Raw genomic sequence first — 21749 nt, 5'->3', positions numbered from 1 at the left:
AACCGTTTCATCGCCGTCGTCCGGACCGGTAGACCTCCAGGACGAGCTCCACGGCGCGGGCCGGTGCGGCCCGGCCGCCCGGTGCGGGCAGGGCCTCTTCCAGGACCGCTCCGGCGTCGACGTGTCGGGACAACCACTTGGCCAGGCACCTCAGGTGCAGCGGGTTGCCGAGGTCCACGAGGTGCGGCTTGGGGCGGCTCAGCCGGTGCAGGAACGCGTCGGCGGCCCCCGAGTCCGCCGTGTCCGCCGTGTCCGGCGCGACGGCGGCGGGGTGCAGGAAGAGCTGCTCCGGCAGGTCGAGCAGGGCGCGCCAGCGGGCCGTGGCCGCGACCGGCACCGGTTCGGTCCCGAGGTCGGCGCGCAGGGCGCGGACCACCTCGGGCGGCAGCAGCCAGCGGCTCCGGCGGAGCACCACGTGGCGGTGGCGCAGCCGGGCGGTGCGGGTCACCGGGCCACCCGGTGCGGCGACGCGGCTCCGGGGCACCAGCGGCCCGAAGTCGACGGCGCCGTGGGGGTGGTCGGCCAGGTGGGCCCCGATGCGGCGCGGCAGCAGGACGGGGGCCAGGAAGCCCGGATAGAGGACGTCGAGGTGTTCGCCCGTGCTCCGCAGCCGGAAGCGGACCTGGTCGGTGGCCTCGTCGTGGACGAGGTCCAGGTCGGCCTCGCCGATCGACGCCCAGCGGCGGTCGGGTCCGATCTCCCGGGGGACGAGCATCGGGTGGAGGTTGGCGTTGAAGCCGCCGACGGGCCGGATCTGCGCGGCCCGCGCACCGGGCCCGAGCCCGCGGTGGATCTGCCGCGAGACCTCGGCCCGGGCGCCCGGGTCCAGGGCGTCCAGGAACCGGCTGGTGAACCGGCCCCACCCGCCGTACACGTGGTTCACGCAGAGCAGGCCGGGCCCGGGACCCGGGGCCCGCTGGACGAAGTACGCGTAGCTGAGCGGGCGTTCGACGGCCCAGGCGGGCAGCCGCTCGCCGAGGCCCTTGACGAAGTCCGGCGGCAGCACCACCTCGTGGACGCGCGCCCGGTCGTCCCCCAGGTCGCTCCCGCGCTCGCCCGGGGCGTCGCCGACGGCCCGGACGGCCTGCGCCCGCAGGGCGGCGAACTCCGCCGTCCCGGTGGGGAGGGCGGCGGGGTCCTCGGGGGCGAGGGTCGCGGACCGCCCGGCGACCTCCCAGGCCCCGGCGACCTCGCCGCCGAACTCCCACGGGTGGTGGCAGGTGCCGCCGGAGCCGTAGCGCTCGACGAAGCGGTCCCGCAGGAGGCGGCGGACGAGGTGCCCGAGGTCGAACAGCTCCGCGAGGGCGGTGACTTCGCCGAGCGCCTCGTGGTCGGCGCCGTCGAGGAAGCCGTCGACGGCCAGCGGGCGGGGGGCGACGACGTCCTCGGTGAGCACGCTGAGCGGGGCCGATGCGGGCGGGACGGGACTGCCGGCGTCGGCGAGCACCCCCGCCCAGCTCCGGGACAGCCCGGCGAGCAGGGCGGGACGCTCACCGGCGGGCACGGACCCGAAATCCGCCGTCGTCCGGCCGAGTTCGAGGATCCGATCGGCGAGCGCAGGGTCTGCGGCCAGGGGCGGCTCTCCGGCCTGCGCCGGGATCTCGAGGTGCGTCGGGGCGGTGGTGCGCAGCCAGGACGCGATCCGCTCCAGCGGGTCGGTGTCCTGCTGGGCGAACGGCTCGCCGGTCACCAGCAGCCGGGCCTCGAAGAGCCGGCCGAGGAAGGCCGCGGCGGCGTCGGATCCGGCGCCGCCCGCCCCCTTCAGCGCGGCGGTCAGCAGGGCGGCCAACTCGTCCAGGTGGCGCGGGCTTTCGGCCCACTCGGTGACCAGGCGCAGCGGGACCCCGCGGATCAGCTCCACCTCGTCCTCCTCGGCCACCAGGAACCGGCCTCCGGCGAAGGAGGTCCGCTCCCGCGCGTACGCGGCCCGCAGGCCGGTGATCCGCGCGGTGCTGGTGATGCGGTGGGGGAGCGCGGCCCGCCGGTGCGGGGCGGCCAGGAGCGCGCGGGTGAGGGCGCTGGTGAGGGTCCGGTTGACCTTCACGACCGCGCACAGGGGGTCTGCGAACAGCGGCGCGGTGCCCCAGTCGTGGACGGCCCCGGCCCGCGCCGTCGCGCCGAAGGCGTCCTCGGGCGCGACCAGCGGGCCCCAGCCGACCGCGGTGAACCACGACAGGGGGCTGGTCTTGGTGCTGGCCCGCAGGGCGTAGCGCAGGGCGGTGGGCTCTTCCTTGCGCGCCCTGCGGTCGGTCGCCCCGGTGCCCGCCCGCTCCACCGCGCGCAAGAGGTCCGCGCTGGTGAGGGCGACGGCCCGGCCGAGGGCCGGTTCCCGGCACAGGGCGGCCAGGGACGCGCGCTCGCCGGCCAGGGCTCCTTCGGTGACGTCGCCCAGCGCCGTGAGCACCGCGCCGCGCCGGGCCCGCAGCGCGAGCCAGGCGGCGAGCAGCGGCACCCGGTCCGGGAGGTCGCCGAGGCGCTCCAGCAGGGCGGGCCGGGGCTCGCGGCCGTTGTGCAGGGCGCGGCGCAGCGGCAGGACGACGTCGCGGTGGAAGGCGGGCGGATGGCCGTCCCGGCTGTCGTGGAGGGCGTCGGTCAGGGGCCCGGCGATCCGCAGCAGCCGGGCGTCCGTGCGGTGCAGGCGGTCGAGCGCGGTGCGGAAGGCCGCCGCGGGCGGGAGCTGGGCGGGATGGGCGAGCACGGTGGCGCGCACCAGCGCGTACGGCGCGGTGCGCACCCGGTACGCGTCGGCTTCCCCCGGCCGTGGCTGCGGCTGTGACCGTTCCATGGTGCTCCCTCCCCGTCCTGCCGGTCGTCGTGCCGGTCGTCGTGCGCGGTGGGGCCCGCCCCGGTCGGTCCGGGCCGTTCCGGGCCGCCCGGACCCGGCGCGGTCCGCGCGCCTTCCGCCGTACGCGAAGTACGGCGGGAGGACGCGCGGCCGCGCAGTCGGTGCCCGGGATCTCGGCCCCGGTTACACCGTGGGGGTGTCGGTCTGCGGCTGGGCGCAGGAGGAGGAGCCCTGGCAGGAGGAGGAGCCCCAGGAGGCTCCGCCTTCGGGCAGCGCGACCGTGTCGCTCATCGAGGTGACGGTGAGGTCGTCGAGGTCGAGTGCCAGGTCCTGGAGTTCGAACTCGGTGGTGTGCGCGTTCGGCGTGGTGTCGGACATACGCGTCTCCCAGTGTGAGTGGCGGGGGTTCGTGTTTCCGTGTGCCGTTTGTGCGGCGGTCACCACGTTGGTCCACCGCGCTCGCGGAGCGCTGGAGGTGCGGTCCACGCGCGGTCGAGACGCGCTGGGGGACATACCGGTCGGGCGATCGAACACCACAAGTCTTCGGGCTCTGTTCACCCGGCTGTGACCTGCGGCTTTCCCGACAGGTCGGCCGAACCGTTCGAATGGGACCGTAAACAGGTCTGGACCATTTCATTCGCGCCAAATCCATGTGTCGATCGCCGCGTTGGGCCCGCTTTGGGCATGTGGTCTATACCTTTGACGGTAGAGTGGGTCACCTGAAACCGGCACATATACAGCCGTGGGGGGCTATATGACCGTGCATCATCTTCCGCAGCCACCATCCGACGACGAGTTGTACTGGTACTTCGGCCCGCAGCGTCGCTGGGTCCTGATCAGCACCTCTCTCGCCTTCAGCTTCACCGCGGTGACGATGTTCACCTTCTCGCTGAGGACGCCCGCACTGTGGGCCTTCCTCGCGGTCCTCGGCCTCAACGTCGTGGCTCTGGTCCTCTCCTCCGTCAACAGCCTGCGCGGGCGCCGCCTGACCCGGCAGTCGCACGAGATCCTCGTCCAGGCCTGGCGGCCCGCCGAACTGCCCAGCGTCGACCTCTACTTGCCGACCTGCGGCGAACCCCTGCCCGTCCTCGCCAACGCCTACCGCGCGGTCGCCGAGGTCGACTGGCCGGGCGCGCTCACCGTGTGGGTCCTGGACGACGGCGACCGGCCCGAGGTCGCCTCGCTGGCCGCCGCGCACGGCTACGAGTACGTCGTGCGCCCCGACCGGGGGCACCTGAAGAAGGCGGGCAACCTCAACCACGCCCTCACCCTGAGCAGCGGCGAGTACATCGCGATCCTGGACGCCGACTTCGCGCCCCGGCCCGACTTCCTGCGCCACCTCGTCCCCTACCTGGCCGACCCCGCCGTCGGCATCGTCCAGAGCCCGCAGTGCTTCGACACCGACGAGGCCATGGGCTGGATCCAACGGGCCGCGGGCAGCGCCCAGGAGTGGTTCTTCCGCTGGATCCAGCCGTCCCGGGACGCCAGCGACGCCGCCATCTGCTGCGGCAGCAACGCCGTCTACCGGCGCCGGGCGATCGACCTGGCCGGAGGGTTCGCCCGGCTCGACCACAGCGAGGACCTCTACACCGGACTCGCCCTGTACGAAAAGGGTTTCCGCACGCTGTACGTGCCCGTCCTGGTCGCCAAGGGCACGTCGCCGGACGAGGCCACCGCCTTCATCAACCAGCAGTACCGGTGGGCGATGGGCAACCTGCACCTGATCGGCACCCCCGTGCTGGGACGGATGCGCGCGCCCTGGCGGATGCGGCTGTGCTTCTACGAGGGCGTCGTCGGCTACCTGACCACGGTGGTGAACACCTTCGCCGCGCCGCTGCCGCCGCTGGTGATGATGTTCTGGTACCCGGACCACATCCGGCCCTGGCACGTCCTGCCGCTGCTCGCCCCGTTGTGGCTGTGGCACGTGCTGCTGCCGCGCATCAGCCGCACCCGCTGGCGGGTCGAGGTGATCCGCGCGAACGTCCTGACGAGCGTGGCCGCCGCGGCGGCGTTCCTGCACACCCTGCGCGGCCGCAGCGCCGCGTGGGTGCCCACCGGTGTGCGCGGCCCGAAGGCCTCGGGCGGAATGGCCCGGCGGGTGGTGGCCGTTTCGCTGGTGTGGCTGGTGCTCTCCAACGGCGCGGCCGCCACCGGCCTCGCCCTCGCCGTCGCGCGCAACGGCTGGGAGCCCAACTGGGGCCTCCTGCTCTACCTGTTGGTGCAGTGCCAGATCAACGTCCCGCTGATCCGGGACCTGATGACCGAACTGCGCGGGGCAACGGAGCCCCGGAGCACGGCCGGTGACACCGGTTGGCTGCGCACCCGGCTGCGGACCGCCCTTCGGTCCGACACCGGCATGCGGCCCCGTCGCTGGCCCGAGACCCTGGCCGCCTCCGCGGCCCTCCTGCTCATCGGCCTGCTGGCATCCGGGTGGGTCAACCCGATGCTGCCCTGGCTGAGTTGAAAGGCTTCGTCACCATGCCCTTCCCCGTGACTCCCGGCTTCCGCCGGAAGCACAGCACCACCTCGGCCCCGCGGCCGTCCGCCGCGGCGTCCGGGCCGCCGGCCGAGGCGGGCGGCGCGCCCGCGCGGCCCGGCTCCGGCGGCGAATCCGGACCCAGTCCGCACCGGTCCGCGTTCCGGCCCGACATCGAGGGCCTGCGCGCGGTGGCCGTCCTCGCCGTCCTCGCCTTCCACGCCGGGATCCCGGGGCTGGCGGGCGGGTTCGTCGGCGTCGACGTCTTCTTCGTCATCTCCGGCTACCTGATCACCGGCCTGCTGGTCCGCGAGGCGATCACCACCGGCCGGATCCGGCTCGGTGACTTCTTCTCCCGGCGGGCCCGGCGACTGCTGCCGTCGGCCGCCGTCGTGCTCGGCGCGGTGGCGGTGGCCGGCGCCTGGCTGACCGTACCGCTGCGGCGCGCCGTGCTGGAGTACGACGTCGTCGCGGCGGCCGTGTCCGTCGCCAACTGGCGCTTCGTCGCGCAGCAGACGGACTACCTCGCCGCGGGCCACGACCAGAGCCCGCTCCTGCACTTCTGGTCCCTGGCCGTCGAGGAGCAGTTCTACCTCTTCTGGGCCCCGTTGATGGCGGTGATCGCCCTCTGCACGGCCCGCGCCGTTCGCCGGGGCCGGGTCGTGCGCGCCGTCGTGGCGCTCGCCACCGCGCTGCTGGCCCTCGGCTCCTTCGCGCTGTCCCTGAGCTGGACGGAGCACTCGGTCTCGCTCGCCTACCTCGGCACCCCCTCGCGGGTGTGGCAGTTCGCCACCGGTGCGCTGCTGGCGCTGCTGCCCTGGCACCTGCTGCGCGGTCCGCGTCCGCTGCGGTTGCTGTGCGGCTGGGCCGGGGCCGTGGCGATCGGCTGGTGCGTGGTGGCGTACGACGCGAGCACCCCGTACCCCGGATTCGCCGCGCTCGTCCCGACCCTGGGCGCCGCCGCCGTGATCCTCGCCGCGATCCCCGGCCGGGGCGAGCGCAACGTCGAGGGCGCCTACGGCGTCGGGCGGCTGCTCGCCGGCCGCGCGCCCCGCGCGATCGGGCGGCTCTCCTACAACCTCTACCTGTGGCACTGGCCCGTGCTGGTCCTCGCCGAGGCCGCCCTGGGCACCCTCGGCTGGCCCGCCAAGGCGGCGCTGACGCTGGCCGCCGTACTGCCCGCCCTCGCCACCATGCGCTGGGTGGAGCGCCCGCTGCGCCGCAGCCGCACGGTCTCCGAACTCCCGCGCCGCGGGCTGTCGGTGGGCGTCACGGCCATCGTCATGCCGGTCGTCCTCGCCCTGGTGGTCGGCACCACCACGCTGCGCCTGCTGGGCCCGGCCACCCCCGTCGACCTCCAGGGCCTGCCGCCGGGCGCGGCCTCCGGCCCCACGCTGCTCGCCCGCGGCCCGGCGGCGCCCGCGCTGGACGGCCCGGTGGTCCCCGGTCCCGTCCAGGCGGGCAAGGACTTCCCGCCGGACGGGAACTGCGAGGTGGACCCGGAGGTCACCCGCAGCCCGGACTGCCTGTTCGGCGCGGTCGACAGCCCTGACCGGATCGTGCTGCTCGGTGATTCGCACGCCGGTCAGTGGTTCTCGCCGATGCTCGCATTGGCCTCGCAACGCGGCTGGGCGCTCCAGGAGTTGGTCAAGCAGGGCTGCCCGCTCGCGAAGCTCGCCGTGGACAACCCCCAGCTCGGCCGCGCCTACCGCGAGTGCGACACCTGGCGGGCGGACGCGCTGGACCGGCTGGGGAAGGGGCCGAAGCCCCGCCTCGTCGTGATCTCCTCGCTGGCCCGCTACACCGCCGACCCCGCCCTGCTGGTCGGGGCGTGGGAGGAGACGCTGAAGCCGCTGCGGGCCCTCGGGGTGCCGATCGTCTACATCGAGGACACGCCCGTCCCCGGCAAGGACGTCCCGGCGTGCCTCTCGGGCGCCGGTTCCTCCCCGGAGTCCTGCGCCTTCAGCCGGGCGGCCGCCCAGCTGCCCGACGTGTTGGCCCAGCGGATCGCCTCGGGCGCGCTGCCCGGCGTACGGAGCATCAGCGTGAACCCGGTCCTGTGCCCGGGCACCGGTGCGACCTGCCCGGCGGTGCTGGACCGGATCCTGCTCTACCGGGACGACTCCCACCTCACCAACGTGGCGGCCGTCGTCCTGACGGCCCGCCTGGAACGGCTGTTGACCGACGTCGGCGCGCTGGCGGCCGCCGGGGCCGCGACCGGCGCCGGGACGCCGGGCGCCGCGGCGCCGCCGACCGCCGACGGATGGCGGGAGCTGCTGCGGGACGACTTCGACGGGCCTGCGGGCAGTCGCCCCTCGGGCGCCAACTGGCAGTACGACCTGGGCACCTGCTACCCGGGCTGCCCGGCGCCGCAGTGGGGCACCGGTGAGATCGAGACGATGACGGACTCGACCGACAACGTCCGCCTCGACGGGAAGGGCGCGCTGGAGATCGTCCCCACCCGCAAGGACGGGCAGTGGAGTTCGGGCCGCATCGAGACCCGGCGCGCCGACTTCGCCCCGCCGCCCGGCGGGGTGTTGCGGATCGAGGCGTCGATCGCCCTGCCGGACGTGACGGGTGCGAAGGCGGCGGGCTACTGGCCGGCCTTCTGGACCCTCGGCGCACCGTTGCGGGGCGGCTACACCGGCTGGCCGTCCGTCGGCGAGCTGGACGTCATGGAGAACGTCAACGGACGGGACGACGTCTTCGCCACCATGCACTGCGGCGTCCTCGGCGGCGGACCGTGCCGGGAACCGGCGGGCCTGACGTCCGGACCGCGGCCCTGCCCCGACTGCCGCACGGCGTTCCACTCCTACGCCGTCGAGGTCGACCTCACGCCCGGCGCGCAGGAGGTGCGTTGGTCGCTGGACGGGCGGGTGCACCACCGGGTGCGCGCGGACCAGATGGACCCGGCGACCTGGAAGCAGGCCGTGGACCACGGGGTGTTCCTCATCCTGAACGTGGCGATCGGCGGCAACCTCCCGCTCGCGGACGGCGCGACGGTGGGCCCGGCCACCGAACCGGGCCATCCGATGCGGGTCGACCGCGTCACCGTCTCGACCAAGGACGGGGCGGTGAAGCCCTCCTGACGCCGTGACGGAAGGGGCCGGTCAGCGTGTCCCCCGGGGGGTCGGGCACGTCTGCCCGGCCCCTCGGCGCGTGCCCGGGGAAGGGGCGTCGAAAGACTGGTAGGAAACTTTCCTGTTCGATAGCATTCCCGGCGGCGGCTCGGCGCGGTGCCCTGTGACAGGGGCGTGACGCGCTCAGTGAGAGTTCTGACCCGGCCGCCGTTGCGCCGCCCCCTGCCCGCGACCGGGCCGGTGGGTGGCGCTTCGCAACGGTGCCCAGCTCTCACTCCCCCCAGTGCAGGAGTTCCCAAGGATGCGCCTGAACGCTTCAGCACCCGCGCCCGCCCGGCGCGGCACGGTGACCCTGGTCGCCGCCGTACTCCTCCTCGTCGGAGGCCTGTTGCTCGCCCTGCCCGAACGGGCCGGGGCCGCCGCCGACTCCCTCATCTCGCGTGGCAAGCCCGCCACCGCCTCCTCCTCCGAAACCTCCGCCTTCGGCCCCGAGAAGGCCTTCGACGGCGATCCGGCCACCCGCTGGGCGAGCGCCGAGGGCAAGGATCCCCAGTGGATCCGCGTCGACCTCGGCGCCAACGCCACCGTGACGCGCGTGTCCGTGACGTGGGAGGCCGCCTACGCCAAGGTCTACCGGGTGGAGATATCCGCCGACGGCAGCACCTGGACCCGCCTCGCCAACGAGACCGCGGGCAACGGCGGTACCGACGACTGGACCGGCCTCGCCGGCAAGGGCCGCTACCTGCGCGTCTACGGAACCGCGCGCGGGACCTCGTACGGCTACTCGCTCCACGAGGTCGAGGTGTACGGCACCGTCGACGGCGGCACCCCGCCCACCGGCGCCTTCACCGTGGTCGCCGCCGGTGACATCGCCGCCCAGTGCACCGCCTCCGACAGCTCCTGCGCCCACCCCAAGACGGCCGCCCTGGCCCGCCAGATCGACCCGAAGTTCTACCTGACGATGGGCGACAACCAGTACGACGACGCCCGGATCTCGGACTACAAGGCCTACTACGACAAGACGTGGGGCACCTTCAAGGACAAGACCCACCCGGTGCCCGGCAACCACGAGACCTACGACCCGGCCGGGTCCCTCGCCGGCTACAAGGCGTACTTCGGCTCCATCGCCTACCCCCAGGGCAAGACCTACTACAGCTTCGACGAGGGCAACTGGCACTTCGTCGCCCTCGACTCCAACGCCTTCGACCAGAAGGCCCAGATCGACTGGTTGAAGGCGGACCTCGCCAAGAACGGCAAGCAGTGCATCGCCGCCTACTTCCACCACCCGCTGTACTCCTCGGGCGGCCACGGCAACGACCCCGTCAGCAAGCCGGTCTGGAACATCCTCTACGCGGCCAAGGCCGACCTGGTCCTCAACGGCCACGACCACCACTACGAGCGCTTCGCCCCGCAGGACCCGAACGGCAAGGCCACCGCTGACGGCATCACCGAGATCGTCGGCGGCATGGGCGGCGCCGAGCCGTACCCCATCGAGAACGTCCAGCCCAACAGCCAGAAGCGGATCAGCGGCCAGTACGGCGTGCTGAAGCTGGACTTCACCGACTCCGGCTACAGCTTCAGCTACGTCGGCACCGACGGCAAGGCCAAGGACACCAGCCCGAAGTACACCTGCCACTGATGTACCTGGCGACCACAGGCCGCCCGGACACGTCGGCCCGACCCCGCACCGGCGGGGCGGGTCGGCGGGTCCCGGGCACCGTCCTGGCACTCGGCGCGGTCAGCCTCGTCACCGACATCTCCTCCGAGATGGTCACGGCGGTGCTCCCGCTCTACCTGGTCCTCGGACTGGGTCTCTCCCCCCTCCAATTCGGCTTCCTGGACGGCCTCTTCAACGGAGCCACCGCCTTCGTACGGCTCCTCGGCGGTCATGCCGCCGACCGCGGCCACCGGCACAAACACGTCGCCGGGATCGGCTACGCGCTCTCCGCCATGTCCCGCCTCGGCCTGCTGCTCGCCGGCGGCGCCACCGCCGGGATCGCGGCCGCCCTCGCCACCGACCGCGTCGGCAAGGGCATCCGGACGGCGCCCCGCGACGCGCTCATCACCCTGAGCAGCCCGCCCGACGCGCTGGGCCGCTCCTTCGGCGTCCACCGGGCCATGGACACCACCGGCGCCCTGCTCGGCCCGCTCGCTGCCTTCGCCCTGCTGTGGGCGACGGCCGGCGCCTACGACGCCGTGTTCGTGGTCAGCTTCTGCGTCGGCCTGTTGGGGGTGCTGCTCCTGGTCCTCTACGTGCCCGGACACCACCCGGCGCCGAGCGCGCCCGCGGCACCCCGCCGCAAGGGAGCGACCTTCGCGGCCCTTCGCGACCCCGCCTTCCGGCGCATCCTCGCGGCCACCGCGCTGCTGGGCACCGCCACGGTCGGCGACGCCTTCGTCTACCTCCTGCTCCAGCAGCGCCTGGACCTGCCCGTGGGCTGGTTCCCGCTGCTCCCGCTCGGCGGGGCCGCCGCCTACCTCCTGCTCGCCGTCCCGGCGGGCCGGATCGCGGACCGGGTCGGCCGCCGGCTCCCCTTCCTGTACGGCCACCTCGCCCTGCTCTGCGTCTACGCCGCCCTGCTCCTGCCCACCGGCGACGCCCCGACCCTGCTCCTGCTGCTGCCCGTCCTCGCGCTGCTCGGCGCCTTCTACGCCACCACCGACGGCGTGCTGATGGCCCTCACCGGGCCCGTCCTGCCCGCCGACGGCACGGCCCGGGGCCTCGCCCTGCTCCAGAGCGGCCAGGCCCTGGCCCGGATGCTCGCCGGGGTGGGCTTCGGCGCCCTGTGGACGGTGTGGGGCCAGGGCCCCGCGCTGTGGGCCGCGCTCTCGCTCCTGTGCGTCGCGCTCGCCGGTGGCTGGCTGCTGCTGCCGCGCACCACCCCGTCCCACCCCGAGAGGCGAACCGCATGACCGACCGCACCGGGTCCGGCCGACCCCCGAAGCCGCTGGGCCCCCGGGCCCGCATCGCCGTCGTGGTGAGCGCCGCGCTCCTGCTCGCGGGCGGCGCCACCGGATACGTCCTGCACGCCGGGGCCCGCCCAACGGCCCGGGCGGCCGTCGCGGACGCCTCCTTCACGCTGGCGGGCCCCGCCCTGTACTTCCGCGATCCCACCACCGGCCGCGTCGCCCACCGTCCGCTCTCCGGGGACGCCGACGCGCGCGTCGCCGGAGGGCCCTCGTGCGACCGGTTCTACGCCGCCGCGGACACCGCGCTGTGCCTGCGCGCCGAACCGGGGGTCCTGCCCAAGACGTACGCGATCGTCCTCGACCGGCAGCTGCGCGAGGTCCGCCGGGTCACGGTGCCGGGCGTCCCCAACCGGGCCCGGGTCTCGGCCTCGGGGCGGATGCTGTCCTGGACGGTCTTCGCGAGCGGGGACTCGTACGCCACCAGTGCCTTCTCCACCCGGACCGCCATCCTCGACCTGCGCACCGGATACCTGGTCACCTCCATGGAGCAGATCCCCCTCACCCTCGACGGCGCCCGCTACCACGCGCCCGACGTGAACTACTGGGGGGTGACCTTCGCCCGCGACGACAACCGCTTCTACGCGACCGTCTCCAGCAAGGGCCGGACCCACCTGGTCGAGGGGAACATGGGGGAGTGGTCCGCGCGCGTCCTGCGGGAGAACGCCGAATGCCCCTCGCTCTCGCCCGACAACACCAGGCTCGCCTTCAAGAAGAAGGTCTCCGACGATCCGGCCGCGCCCTGGCGGTTGTACGTCCTCGACCTCAAGACGATGCGGGAGACCCCGCTCGCCGAGACGCGCAGCGTCGACGACCAGGCGGCCTGGCTGGACGACGGCACGCTCGCCTACGCCCTGCCGGGGGCGGACGGCAGGGCGAGCGACATCTGGACGGTGCCCGCGGACGGCACCGGAACCCCTCGACTCACCACGCCCAACGGCTCGTCACCGGCGGCCCTGCGCTGACCGGCCCCCTTCCGGGGGCCCTCGGGGGGCGTCTAGATTGGGCCGGTCCGCCCCGCCCCCGCAGGCGGGTCCGCCCCACCGAGGAACGAGCCCTGGCCTTGCACCCCGATGACGAGCCGGTCCTCAAGCGCGGCAAGTGGGGCACCAACCGGTACTACTACAACCCCCGCAACCCGATCGGGATGGCCCTGATCGTCATCAGTGTGCTCTTCACCGCGACGATGCTGATCCTGCTGGCCAACCGGGCGGGCCCGTGGGCGCCGGATCCCGCACCGGCGCCCACGACCACCTACGACACCAGCTGGCCGTTCGCGCCCGGTACGACCGCGCCGTCCCCCTCCGGCAGCCCGTCGGCGACCTGAGCCCGGGCCGTCAGCTGGCGGAACCCGCCGCCGAACCCGTCGCGAGGTCCGTGCCCCAGCGCGCGATCGCGGCGGGCAGGTCGAGCGCCCCGGAGCGCAGGTCGGAGTCGGCGCCGGGCCAGTCCTCGCGCGGGACGCGCCACATCAGCTCGAACTCGTTGCCGTCCGGGTCCTTGGCGTAGAAGGACTTCGAGACCAGGTGGTCGGTCGCGCCGACGAGCGCTCCGAGCGCACCGAGCTTCTCGCCCAGCTCGCGCAGCTCGCCGAGGGTGCCGACCTCCCACGCCAGGTGGTAGAGCCCGACCCGGCCCTGCTCGGGCCCGGGTGCGTCGGCGCCGATCGCGAACAGTCCGAGGTCGTGGTCGTTGAGGCTGCCCGGCGCGCTCAGGAAGGCGGCGCGGCCGGGGATCAGGTGGTCGACCTGGAAACCGAAGACGTCGCGGTAGAACGCGACGGACCGCTCGACCTCGCGGATCCAGAGCACGGCGTGGTTCAGACGGCGGACAGACATGGCGACGGACTCCCGGATGACTCGAAGGACCTGGCTCGAAAGGTCCGGCTCGATGTGAACGGTCACCAGCATACAGTTCAAATTCGAACTACCGAGTCGGGTCCTCCTTCACCCCTTGCCCCCAGGGGTCAGACCGGGGGCGACGGCGAAGGAGATCCGCTCCATGAGCGGGCGGCGCCTGGTGTTCTGGAAGGCCGCGATCCGCCACTCTCCGGCGTCGCGGACGAGGGTGTACGTCTGGACCTTGCCGAGCTTGGCCGGGCGTCCGGCCTTGTGGGTGTCGCCCCTGCTGTTCACCACGGCCACGTCGGGCCTGTAGAAGCGGACGTCGAGGACCTCGTCCGCCAGGCGGGTGCCCTTGAGGAAGCCCGCGAAGAGGATGCGGTGGCTCTCGGTGATGTCGCGCCGCCCCCGGTAGAAGGTGCCCACGTAGGTGGTGTAGCTGGCGTCCTCGGTGAAGAGCGCGCCGTAGGCGTCGGCGTCGTGGCGCCCCCAGGCGTCGACGAGGCGGGTGAGCAGGGCCCGCACGGCGATGGTGGCCTCACTGGTGGACTGCATGACGGATCACTCCCCATTGGTTAGGGTGGCGTAGATGCTGCATCGGTGCAGTATCTGCATGCGTGCAGATATAAAGGTAGGAGGCGACCGGCGAAGATGGCAACACCCAGCGGCGGCGAACCGCACGTGGTCTTCCGGCAGTACCTGGACGCGGTGGGCCTCCAGGGGCTGGCGAGCGCCGAGGCGGCCGGCCTGCACACCTCGGAGTGGTACGCCCTGAGCCTCATCACCCTGGAGGGGAGCCTGTCCTCCGGCGAACTCTCCGCGCGCACCGGGCTGACCACCGGGGCGACCACCCGCCTCATCGACCGGCTCGAACGGGCCGGTTTCGCCCGTCGCGCCGCCGACCCGGCCGACCGGCGCCGGGTCATCGTGGAAGCCGTACCCGACGCACTGGACCGCATCGAAGACGCCGTCGGCCCGGCCCGCCGACGCGTCGCCGAGGTGATCGACAGCTACTCGCCCGAGCAACAAGCCCTGCTCTTCGACTACTTCGCACGCGCGGCTCCCGCGTTCCGCGCGGCCACCGAGGAGATCCGCGCCGCCACCGCACCGCGGCGCGCCAAGTCCGGTTAGTGCCGCGACCGGAAAAAGGGGGGAGTGGCGACGGCTCCCGCAAGTGGCCTTGACCCCAAGGTCACTTGAGGTCGTACGGTCGGATCCACCCGATCGGCACCCGACGACAGGAGACGCGCCATGACCCCCGCCACCCCGGTGACCCCGCCCGCCCCGGAGGCGCCCGCATCCCCCGACCGCGCGCTCGTGCTCGGCCCCGGCGGCCTGGTCGGCACGGCGTGGACGGCGGGACTGGCCGCCGGGCTGCGCCGGGCGGGCGTGGAGCTCGGCGAGGCCGACCTGATCGTCGGCACCTCGGCGGGGGCGATCGTCGGAGCGCTCCTCGCCACCGGCCAGGACCTCGACCGGCTCGCCGTACCGCTCGCTCCTGCGGGCGCTGCCGCCCCGCCGCCCGTGGTGGATCCCGCCGTGCTCGGGGCGGTGTTCGCCGTCCTCGGCGAATCCGGACTGGAGCCGGGGGAGGCCCGCCGCCGGGTCGGCCGGATCGCCCTGGCACACGGCGACGCGGAGGCGGAGGGGGCGCTGCTCGCGGCGCGGGGCGCCCTGATCGGGGCGGCCGCGTGGCCCGCGCGCCGACTGCTGATCACCGCGGTGGACGCGGGCTCGGGAGAGCCCGTGGTGTGGGACCGGACCAGCGGCGTGCCCCTGGTCCACGCGGTGGCCGCGAGCAGCTCCTTCCCCGGAGCGGCGCCGCCGGTGACCGTCTCGGGGCGGCGGTACATGGACGGCGCGCTGCGGTCGGGGGCCAACGTCGACCTCGCGGCCGGCGCCCGCACGCTGGTCGTGGTCGACCCGATGGCGCACCGCTCCCCGGGCGGGCCGTCGGCGGGACGGGCGACCGACGCGGGCGCGCGGACCGTCGTCACCATCGGCCCGGACCCCGACGCGGCGCGCGCCTTCGGCCCCGATCTGGGCGAACGGACGAAGTGGATCCCGGCATACCGCGCCGGCCTCGCCCAGGCGGCCGCCGAGGCCGACCGACTGCGCACCGCGTGGCGCCCGGCGGCGGTCGAGCGGTGACGCGGCGCAGCCCTCAGAGCCGTGTCGCGGTCCGGACGAGGTCGGCGACGGCTCGGGAGCGGCTGTGCGGCGGCCAGGCGATCACGGTGGTGACGCTCGGCGCGTCCAGCACGGGCACGGCGGCGAGGTCGCCGGGGAGTTGGTCCCGGCACGACTGCGGTGAGACCGCGCACGCCCGGCCGAGGGAGACGAGCTGCAGCAACTGCGCGTGGTCGCGGACCTGCGGGCCGGGGCCGGGCGGGTAGGTGCCGTCGGGGTCGGGCCAGCGCGGCAGCGGCAGGTCCGGCAGCCCGGTGATGTCGGCCATGCGCACATGCGCCCGGACCGTGAGCGGATGGCCGGCCGGCAACACCGCCACCTGGCCCTCCGTGCCGAGTTCCTCGGTGTGGAATCCGGCCGTCGAGTCGAACGGCCGGTGCAGCAGCGCCACGTCGGCCCGGCCCTCGCGCAGGAGCCGTGCCTGTTCGGCCGGGCCGCACAGGATGACGTCGACCGGGACCGCGCCCGGTTCGGCGGCGTACGCGTCGAGTAGTTCCGCCAGCAGCTCGCGGGACGCGCTGGCCTTCGTGACCAGGACCAGGCCGGGACGGTCGGTCGTGGCCAGGGCGGCGCGGCGCGTCCTGCGCTCGGCCGCGTCGACCGCGTCGAGGGCCGCCCGGCCCTCGACCAACAGCACCGAACCGGCCGCGGTCAGCGTGACCGAGCGGCTGGTCCGGTCCAGCAGCGCCGCCCCGAGGCGGCGTTCGAGCTGCTGGACGGCCCGTGACAGGGGCGGCTGCGCGATCCCGAGTCGCCGCGCCGCCCGCCCGAAGTGCAGCTCTTCGGCGACGGCGACGAAATACCGCAGTTCCCGGGTCTCCATGCGCTCACGCTACCCCGCATCGATACCCCGTCGGTATCGTTGTCCACCGGATCGGTCTTGGACCCCCGGCGGGGTCCGGGGGCAGCATGATCCCCATGAGCGAACGAACGATCGCGCTGATCACCGGTGCGAACAAGGGAATTGGCCAGGAGATAGCCGTGGGCCTGGGCGCCCTCGGCTGGAGCGTCGGCGTCGGCGCCCGGGACGATCGCCGCCGCGAGGCGGCGGTGGAGCGACTGCGCGCGATGGGCGTCGACGCCTTCGGTGTAGCGCTGGACGTGACCGACGACGCGAGCGTGAACGCCGCCGCGCGGCTCATCGAGGAGCGGGCGGGGCGCCTCGACGTGCTCGTCAACAACGCGGGCATCAGCGGCGAGATGCCGCAGGAGCCCAGCCGGATCGACCCCGACACCATCCGGACGGTCGTGGAGACCAACGTGATCGGCGTCGTCCGCGTCACCAACGCGATGCTGCCCCTGCTGCGCCGCTCCGCCTCGCCGCGGATCGTCAACATGTCCAGCAGCCTCGGCTCCCTCGCCCGGCAGTCGGGTGCCGTCGCCGCGCCGGGAACGGGTCCGGTGGTCGCGGCGTACGCGCCGTCCAAGACCTTCCTGAACGCCGTCACCCTGCAGTACGCCCAGGAGCTGAGCGGCACCGGCATCCTGATCAACATGGGCTGCCCCGGCTACGTCGCGACCGACCTCAACGGCTTCCACGGCGTGCGCACCCCCGAACAGGGCGCGGCGATCGCCGTCAAGCTGGCGACCCTGCCCGACGGCGGCCCGACCGGCACCTTCTTCGAGGACGCCGGTGTGGTGCCCTGGTGAGGTGAGGTGGGCGCGGGGGGCCTACACGAGCGGGGGGTTGAGGCGGGCGAAGCCCTCCTGGCGCTGGTACGGGAAGTACGGGTAGGGGGCCGTGCGGGCGCTCGCCGCGTCGAGCTTCGTCATCTGCTCGGGGGTGAGGGTCCAGCCCACGGCGCCGAGGTTCTGGCGCAGTTGCTCCTCGTCGCGGGCGCCGATGATGACGGAGGACACCGTCGGGCGCTGGAGCAGCCACCGCAGGGCGATCTGCGGTACCGCCCTGCCGGTCTCCGCGGCGATCTCGTCCAGGGCGTCGACCACGCGGTAGAGGTGCTCGTCCTCGACGGGCGGGCCGTAGTCGGCGGTGTCGTGCAGTCGGCTGCCCGCGGGCAGCGGCCGGCCCCGGCGGATCTTTCCGGTCAACCTCCCCCAGCCGAGCGGGCTCCAGACGATGCCGCCCAGTCCCTGGTCCTTCCCGAGCGGCATCAGCTCCCACTCGTAGTCGCGGCCGAGGAGGGAGTAGTAGACCTGGTGGGCGACGTAGCGCTGCCGGCCGAGCCGGTCGGCGGCGGCGAGGGACTTCATCGCCTGCCACCCGGAGAAGTTGGAGATCCCGAGGTAGCGGATCTTCCCGGCCCGCACCAGGTCGTCCAGGGTGGACAAGACCTCCTCGACCGGTGTTCCGGCGTCGAAGGCGTGCAGTTGGAAGAGGTCGATGTGGTCGGTGTCGAGGCGCCGCAGGGCGTCCTCCACGGCCCCGATCAGGCGGGAGCGGGAGGTGCCGGCGTCCTGCGGGCCGTCGCCCATGGGCAGTCCGGCCTTGGTCGAGACGAGCACCTGGTCCCGGCGGCCCTTGAGCGCGGCCCCGAGCACCTCCTCCGAGGCGCCGCCGGAGTAGACGTCGGCGGTGTCGAACATGGTGACCCCGGCGTCGATGCAGATGTCGACGAGGCGGCGCGCCTGCTCCACTCCCGTGGTGCCCCAGGCTCCGAAGAGGGGTCCCTGTCCGCCGAAGGTGCCCGCGCCGAAGCTCAGTGCCGGAACCTGAAGCCCGGACGTGCCCAGTCGCCTGTATTCCATGACGTGTCTCCCCTCGTCCACGGAGCCAACTAATGGGTCCGTGGTTCCGTTAAGATGGCGCCAGCGTAGCAAGCTGTGGCACTTAATGGAACAGGAGTCCCGTTATGGAGTCTGAGGAGTCGCTGGAGCCCGGGTCCGGGTCAGGGGCCGGTGCCGGTGCCGGGTCCGGCGGGGTCCGGCCCGGGGGGCGTACGGCGCGGGTGCGGGCGGCCGTGCTCCTGGCCGCCGGGGACGTGCTGGCCGAGCAGGGGTTCGCCCACCTGGACCTCACCGACGTCGCGCGCCGCGCGGAGGTCGGGAAGACGACCGTCTACCGCCGCTGGGGCACGGTCACCGGCCTCGTCGCCGACCTCCTGCTGGACATGGCGCAGCAGTCCGTCCCCCGGACGGAGACCGGCACCCTGCTCGGCGACCTGACGGCCAACGCCCGTCTGGTGCGGCGCACGTTGGCCGATCCCCGCCAGGGCGCCCTGTTCAAGGCGGTGATCGCGGCCGCCACCTGCGACCCCAACGCGGCCCGCGCCCTGCACGAGTTCTACGCCGTCCGCGTCGCGGAGTGGGCGCCGTGCGTCGAAGCGGCCGCCGCCCGCGGCGAGGTGCCCGAGGGCACCGACCCCCACGAGGTGATCCGCGCCGCGTCCGCCCCCCTGTACTACCGGCTGCTGACCACGTCCCTGCCCCTCGACGAGGCCGCCGCCGACCGCGCGGCGACGGCCGCGGCGGTGGCCGCCCGCGCGGGGGCGTACGTACGGCCCGCGTGACGGCCCGGTCGGCGCCGCGCGCCGCTGCCTCCGGGCGGGCGACATCATGAAGACGCGCCGCGCCCGTGCTCCCGCACGGGCGTCGACCTTGGCCGAAAACCCCGTGCCGAGGGCCGGGCGGACACGGCCACCGGCGCGCCGTCCGGCGGCCATGTGGGGGAACGCCCCGGACCCCGGTGGCCGCGCACCGCGCTGTCCTGGCCGGATCCGGCCGGGCGCCCCGGAACGCATCGCGCGAGATCCCTCGGCGCGCGTCACCCGTGGCTTACGATCTCGGCGGACATCGCCCCGGCGGCGCGGGTCCCGTCCCGTGCCCACCGCCCGCCCCGCATCCGTGGAGGTCAACCGTGTTCCGGACGGCCAGAGGAAACCGCAGTCGCCCCAGCAGCCGCCGCCTGCGGGCCGCGGCCGCAGCCACCGCGACGGGCGCGTTCCTGCTCGCCGGGTGCTCGTCCGGCGGCGACGGCCCGGGGGAGGCGGCCGGCGGGGTGCCCGTCGTCGAGAAGGGCAAGCTGACCACCTGTACGCACCTGCCCTACCCGCCGTTCCAGTTCGAGAAGGACGGCAAGGTCGTCGGCTTCGACGTGGCCCTGGTCGACCTGGTGGCGAGCCGCCTCAAGGTCGAGCAGAAGATCCTCGACACGCCCTTCGAGAACTTCAAGACCGGTGCCTTCCTCAACTCCGGCGAGTGCGACCTCGCGGCCGCCGGCATGACGATCACCGACGAGCGCAAGAAGAACGTGGACTTCTCCGTCCCCTACTTCGACGCCACCCAGGCGCTGCTCGCCACCAAGAAGAGCGGTGTCACCTCGCTCGCCGACCTCAAGGCGAAGGCGAAGAAGCTGGGGGCGCAGGCCGAGACCACCGGCGAGAGCTACGCCAAGGCCCAGGGCTTCGACCCCGTCGCCTTCGAGAGCTCGGACGCGGTGCTCAACGGACTGCGCACCGGGCAGGTCGACGCGGTCGTCATCGACTACCCCGTGGTCCAGGGCTGGCTCAAGGACCCCAAGAACGCCGCCGAGTTCACCCTGGCGCAGAACATCCCGACCGGTGAGCAGTACGGCTTCTCGGTGAAGAAGGGCAACTCCGCCCTCGTGGCCGCGATCGACAAGGCGATCACCGACGCCAAGGCCGACGGCACCTACAAGAAGATCTACGAGCAGTGGATCGGCCCGTTGCCCCAGGCCACGCAGTGACCTCGCGGCTGAGCCGCCGACAGCGCCGCCGGTTGTCGCAGGGCGTCCAGTACGCGCTGTTCGTGGCGGTGCTGGCCCTCATCGCCTCCTACGCGGACTGGGGCCGACTGCAGAACCAGTTCGCGCAGAAGGACCTGGCGCTGCGGCTCTTCCCGGAGATCATCACCACGGCGCTGCGCAACACCGTGGTGTACACCCTCTCCGGGTTCCTCCTCGGCCTGGTGCTCGGCCTGGTCATCGCCATGATGCGACTGTCGTCCGTGGCCCCGTACCGGTGGGTGGCGAGCGTCTATATCGAGCTGTTCCGCGGCCTGCCCGCACTGCTGATCTTCATCTTCGTGGGGGTGGCGGTCCCCCTCGCCTTCCCCGGCACCGAGATCCCCGGCGGTACGTACGGCAAGGTCGCCCTCGGCCTCGGGCTGGTGGCCGCCGCCTACATGGCGGAAACGATCCGCGCCGGTATCCAGGCGGTGCCCAAGGGGCAGATGGAAGCGGCCCGTTCGCTGGGTTTCTCGCAGGCCCGGGCCATGGTCTCGGTGATCATCCCGCAGGCCTTCCGGATCGTCATCCCGCCGCTCACCAACGAACTGGTCCTGCTGTTCAAGGACTCCTCGCTCGTGCTGTTCCTCGGCGTCACGCTCCAGGAACGCGAACTGACCAAGTTCGGCCGGGACCTCGCCAGCCAGACCGCAAATTCCACCCCGATCCTCGTCGCGGGCCTGTGCTACCTCCTGGTGACCGTACCGCTGAGCTTCGTGGTGCGGCGCCTGGAGGCCCGTGCGGACAAGGCCACGTGAGGACGACATGTCACAGAAGACCCGTACGGCGCCGGTGGACGCGAGCGGCCCGGACCGCCCGGAGATCGAGATCCGGGGGCTGCACAAGTCCTTCGGCGACAACCACGTCCTGCGCGGCATCGACCTGGAGGTCGCCCGGGGCGAAGTGGTGTGCGTCATCGGACCGTCCGGCTCCGGCAAGTCCACGCTGCTGCGCTGCGTGAACCTGCTGGAGGAGCCCAGCGACGGCCGGATCTTCGTCGGCGGTACGGAGGTCACCGACCCGGACGTCGACATCGACGCCGTCCGCCGCCGCATCGGCATGGTCTTCCAGCAGTTCAACCTCTTCCCGCACGTGAACGTGACCGAGAACCTCACGCTGCCCCAGCGCCGGGTCCTGCGCACCGACCGGGCCCGGGCGGAGGCCGTCGCCCGCGAGAACCTCCGACGCGTCGGTCTCGCCGACAAGTCCGCTGCCTATCCGGCCCAGTTGTCGGGCGGTCAACAGCAGCGCGTGGCGATCGCGCGGGCGCTGTCGATGGGCCCCCAGGTCATGCTCTTCGACGAACCGACCTCGGCGCTCGACCCCGAACTCGTCGGTGAAGTGCTTTCGGTGATGCGGGTGTTGGCGGGCGAGGGGATGACCATGATGGTCGTCACCCACGAGATGAGCTTCGCCCGCGAGGTCGCGGACCGGGTCGTCTTCATGGACGGCGGCGTCATCGTCGAACAGGGCCCGGCGGCCCAGGTGGTGGGCGCCCCGGCGCACGAGCGGACCAGGAACTTCCTCAACCGCGTGCTCGACCCCGCGGCGGTCGCACCCCCGAACCCGGCCCCCTCCGACGACGGTCACTAGGGGGTGTCTGACGGATGTCCGTGGCGTCGCGGCGCCCGGCACGCACTCTCGCCGCACCGACCGAAAACCCGAGTACGTCCAGTACACGGGCTTCCGGTCGGCACGCCGAGAGCAC

Annotated in this window: 19 protein-coding genes; 13 read left to right on the top strand and 6 right to left on the bottom strand. The window is 73.5% G+C overall.

Annotated elements, in window-relative coordinates; genetic code table 11:
• Positions 1-7: 7 nt before the first annotated feature.
• Together ACFWAR_RS24255 and ACFWAR_RS24250 are read right to left on the bottom strand one after the other, a co-directional pair.
• Positions 8-2785, bottom strand: a complete 2778-nt coding sequence (locus ACFWAR_RS24255; protein ID WP_385780740.1) for a lantibiotic dehydratase — start codon at positions 2783-2785, stop codon at positions 8-10.
• A 183-nt stretch (positions 2786-2968) separates the two neighbouring features.
• On the bottom strand, positions 2969-3163 hold the full coding sequence (locus tag ACFWAR_RS24250) for a thiazolylpeptide-type bacteriocin (RefSeq protein ID WP_354381708.1): 195 nt from the start codon (positions 3161-3163) through the stop codon (positions 2969-2971).
• A 376-nt stretch (positions 3164-3539) separates the two neighbouring features.
• Between ACFWAR_RS24250 and ACFWAR_RS24245 the strand changes: the two genes are divergently transcribed.
• From ACFWAR_RS24245 to ACFWAR_RS24220, 6 genes are all read left to right on the top strand, one after another.
• Entirely contained in the window at positions 3540-5249 is a 1710-nt protein-coding gene (locus ACFWAR_RS24245; protein WP_385780737.1) for a glycosyltransferase family 2 protein, read from the top strand.
• Between the two features lie 14 nt (positions 5250-5263).
• On the top strand, positions 5264-8350 hold the full coding sequence (locus ACFWAR_RS24240) for an acyltransferase family protein (protein ID WP_385780734.1): 3087 nt from the start codon (positions 5264-5266) through the stop codon (positions 8348-8350).
• 292 nt (positions 8351-8642) lie between these two features.
• Positions 8643-9980, top strand: a complete 1338-nt coding sequence (locus ACFWAR_RS24235; RefSeq protein ID WP_385780731.1) for a discoidin domain-containing protein — start codon at positions 8643-8645, stop codon at positions 9978-9980.
• A complete protein-coding gene (locus tag ACFWAR_RS24230) occupies positions 9980-11254 on the top strand; it encodes an MFS transporter (protein WP_385780728.1) in 1275 nt (424 codons plus the stop codon). Before ACFWAR_RS24235 ends, ACFWAR_RS24230 begins: the two co-directional genes overlap by 1 nt.
• Positions 11251-12273: a TolB family protein gene (locus ACFWAR_RS24225; RefSeq protein WP_385780726.1), complete on the top strand. Its 1023-nt coding sequence runs from the start codon at positions 11251-11253 to the stop codon at positions 12271-12273. The genes ACFWAR_RS24230 and ACFWAR_RS24225 overlap by 4 nt, the downstream gene beginning before the upstream one ends.
• A 98-nt stretch (positions 12274-12371) precedes the next feature.
• Complete coding sequence (locus tag ACFWAR_RS24220; protein WP_385780723.1) at positions 12372-12635, top strand: hypothetical protein; 264 nt, start codon at positions 12372-12374, stop codon at positions 12633-12635.
• A gap of 10 nt (positions 12636-12645) precedes the next feature.
• Here the strand turns inward: ACFWAR_RS24220 and ACFWAR_RS24215 are convergent, their stop codons facing one another.
• Both ACFWAR_RS24215 and ACFWAR_RS24210 read right to left on the bottom strand, forming a co-directional pair.
• Positions 12646-13146, bottom strand: coding sequence for a VOC family protein (locus ACFWAR_RS24215; protein WP_385780720.1), 501 nt, complete (start codon positions 13144-13146; stop codon positions 12646-12648).
• Positions 13147-13254: 108 nt separating this feature from the next.
• A complete protein-coding gene (locus ACFWAR_RS24210; protein ID WP_385780718.1) occupies positions 13255-13704 on the bottom strand; it encodes an SgcJ/EcaC family oxidoreductase in 450 nt (149 codons plus the stop codon).
• A gap of 96 nt (positions 13705-13800) precedes the next feature.
• Here ACFWAR_RS24210 and ACFWAR_RS24205 point away from each other — a divergent pair, with 96 nt between their 5' ends.
• Together ACFWAR_RS24205 and ACFWAR_RS24200 are read left to right on the top strand one after the other, a co-directional pair.
• Positions 13801-14280 (top strand): MarR family winged helix-turn-helix transcriptional regulator, encoded by a 480-nt coding sequence (locus ACFWAR_RS24205; RefSeq protein ID WP_385780716.1) that lies wholly within the window; start codon positions 13801-13803, stop codon positions 14278-14280.
• Between the two features lie 120 nt (positions 14281-14400).
• A complete protein-coding gene (locus ACFWAR_RS24200; RefSeq protein WP_385780714.1) occupies positions 14401-15300 on the top strand; it encodes a patatin-like phospholipase family protein in 900 nt (299 codons plus the stop codon).
• Positions 15301-15313: 13 nt separating this feature from the next.
• Here the strand turns inward: ACFWAR_RS24200 and ACFWAR_RS24195 are convergent, their stop codons facing one another.
• Positions 15314-16162, bottom strand: coding sequence for a LysR family transcriptional regulator (locus ACFWAR_RS24195; RefSeq protein WP_385780711.1), 849 nt, complete (start codon positions 16160-16162; stop codon positions 15314-15316).
• A gap of 95 nt (positions 16163-16257) precedes the next feature.
• Here ACFWAR_RS24195 and ACFWAR_RS24190 point away from each other — a divergent pair, with 95 nt between their 5' ends.
• The gene (locus ACFWAR_RS24190; protein ID WP_385780708.1) at positions 16258-16989 is read left to right on the top strand and encodes an SDR family oxidoreductase; all 732 of its coding nucleotides are present in this window, start codon (positions 16258-16260) and stop codon (positions 16987-16989) included.
• Between the two features lie 21 nt (positions 16990-17010).
• Here ACFWAR_RS24190 and ACFWAR_RS24185 read toward each other — a convergent pair whose 3' ends face one another.
• Positions 17011-18045 (bottom strand): aldo/keto reductase, encoded by a 1035-nt coding sequence (locus ACFWAR_RS24185; protein ID WP_385780706.1) that lies wholly within the window; start codon positions 18043-18045, stop codon positions 17011-17013.
• A gap of 104 nt (positions 18046-18149) precedes the next feature.
• Here ACFWAR_RS24185 and ACFWAR_RS24180 point away from each other — a divergent pair, with 104 nt between their 5' ends.
• From ACFWAR_RS24180 to ACFWAR_RS24165, 4 genes are all read left to right on the top strand, one after another.
• Positions 18150-18806, top strand: a complete 657-nt coding sequence (locus tag ACFWAR_RS24180; protein WP_385780703.1) for a TetR/AcrR family transcriptional regulator C-terminal ligand-binding domain-containing protein — start codon at positions 18150-18152, stop codon at positions 18804-18806.
• A 347-nt stretch (positions 18807-19153) separates the two neighbouring features.
• Positions 19154-20002 carry an ABC transporter substrate-binding protein gene (locus ACFWAR_RS24175; RefSeq protein WP_385780700.1) on the top strand — a complete coding sequence of 283 codons (849 nt, stop codon included), beginning with the start codon at positions 19154-19156 and terminating at the stop codon, positions 20000-20002.
• A complete protein-coding gene (locus tag ACFWAR_RS24170) occupies positions 19969-20799 on the top strand; it encodes an amino acid ABC transporter permease (RefSeq protein WP_385780697.1) in 831 nt (276 codons plus the stop codon). Before ACFWAR_RS24175 ends, ACFWAR_RS24170 begins: the two co-directional genes overlap by 34 nt.
• 7 nt (positions 20800-20806) lie before the next feature.
• Positions 20807-21634, top strand: coding sequence for an amino acid ABC transporter ATP-binding protein (locus tag ACFWAR_RS24165; RefSeq protein ID WP_385780694.1), 828 nt, complete (start codon positions 20807-20809; stop codon positions 21632-21634).
• The last annotated feature ends 115 nt before the right edge of the window (positions 21635-21749 follow it).

Source organism: Streptomyces sp. NPDC059917, assembly GCF_042730635.1.
Taxonomy (GTDB): domain Bacteria; phylum Actinomycetota; class Actinomycetes; order Streptomycetales; family Streptomycetaceae; genus Streptomyces.
This window is presented reverse-complemented; position numbering and strand designations above follow the sequence as displayed.

Coding starts and splice junctions, on each gene's coding strand:
- ACFWAR_RS24255 (WP_385780740.1), bottom strand. CDS start 2,785: ATGGAACGGTCACAGCCGCAGCCACGGCCGGGGGAAGCCGACGCGTAC.
- ACFWAR_RS24250 (WP_354381708.1), bottom strand. CDS start 3,163: ATGTCCGACACCACGCCGAACGCGCACACCACCGAGTTCGAACTCCAG.
- ACFWAR_RS24245 (WP_385780737.1), top strand. CDS start 3,540: ATGACCGTGCATCATCTTCCGCAGCCACCATCCGACGACGAGTTGTAC.
- ACFWAR_RS24240 (WP_385780734.1), top strand. CDS start 5,264: ATGCCCTTCCCCGTGACTCCCGGCTTCCGCCGGAAGCACAGCACCACC.
- ACFWAR_RS24235 (WP_385780731.1), top strand. CDS start 8,643: ATGCGCCTGAACGCTTCAGCACCCGCGCCCGCCCGGCGCGGCACGGTG.
- ACFWAR_RS24230 (WP_385780728.1), top strand. CDS start 9,980: ATGTACCTGGCGACCACAGGCCGCCCGGACACGTCGGCCCGACCCCGC.
- ACFWAR_RS24225 (WP_385780726.1), top strand. CDS start 11,251: ATGACCGACCGCACCGGGTCCGGCCGACCCCCGAAGCCGCTGGGCCCC.
- ACFWAR_RS24215 (WP_385780720.1), bottom strand. CDS start 13,146: ATGTCTGTCCGCCGTCTGAACCACGCCGTGCTCTGGATCCGCGAGGTC.
- ACFWAR_RS24210 (WP_385780718.1), bottom strand. CDS start 13,704: ATGCAGTCCACCAGTGAGGCCACCATCGCCGTGCGGGCCCTGCTCACC.
- ACFWAR_RS24205 (WP_385780716.1), top strand. CDS start 13,801: ATGGCAACACCCAGCGGCGGCGAACCGCACGTGGTCTTCCGGCAGTAC.
- ACFWAR_RS24200 (WP_385780714.1), top strand. CDS start 14,401: ATGACCCCCGCCACCCCGGTGACCCCGCCCGCCCCGGAGGCGCCCGCA.
- ACFWAR_RS24195 (WP_385780711.1), bottom strand. CDS start 16,162: ATGGAGACCCGGGAACTGCGGTATTTCGTCGCCGTCGCCGAAGAGCTG.
- ACFWAR_RS24190 (WP_385780708.1), top strand. CDS start 16,258: ATGAGCGAACGAACGATCGCGCTGATCACCGGTGCGAACAAGGGAATT.
- ACFWAR_RS24185 (WP_385780706.1), bottom strand. CDS start 18,045: ATGGAATACAGGCGACTGGGCACGTCCGGGCTTCAGGTTCCGGCACTG.
- ACFWAR_RS24180 (WP_385780703.1), top strand. CDS start 18,150: ATGGAGTCTGAGGAGTCGCTGGAGCCCGGGTCCGGGTCAGGGGCCGGT.
- ACFWAR_RS24165 (WP_385780694.1), top strand. CDS start 20,807: ATGTCACAGAAGACCCGTACGGCGCCGGTGGACGCGAGCGGCCCGGAC.